The sequence below is a fragment of the Arthrobacter sp. Soil_C_60 genome, from assembly GCF_057656375.1.
Window position 1 is genome coordinate 1 of record NZ_JBDGKM010000034.1, and the last position, 412, is coordinate 412.

Annotated in this window: 1 protein-coding gene; it reads left to right on the forward strand. The window is 63.1% G+C overall.

Annotation, left to right across the window (positions count from 1 at the left end; all coding sequences use genetic code 11):
* The coding region (locus AC3A4M_RS22830; RefSeq protein ID WP_498738916.1) for a DUF222 domain-containing protein at positions 1-412 on the forward strand (412 nt) is incomplete at both ends.

Here is a 412-nt window from a genome sequence, read left to right on the forward strand (position 1 = left end):
TTCGGCGGACTGATCAGCCCCAAAACCGTCCGCAAAATCGCCTGCGACGCCGACCTCATCCCCCTCGTCCTCGGCGGCAAAGGCGAAATCCTCGACATCGGACGCGCCCAACGGCTGTTCACCCCCGCCCAGCGCCGCGCGCTCGTCGCCCGCGACAAAGGCTGCGCCTTCCCCGACTGCACCATGCCCGCCCCCTGGACCGAAGCACACCACATCAAATTCTGGGAAAAACACAACGGCCCAACATCAGTCCACAACGGTTGCCTCCTGTGTTCCTACCACCACCACCTGCTGCACGATGAAAACTGGAAAATCGAAATCCGGGACGGAATCCCCTGGTTCATCCCGCCCCGCTACATCGACCCAGACCAAAAACCCCGCCGCAACCGATACCGACTCGCCGGCACACCCC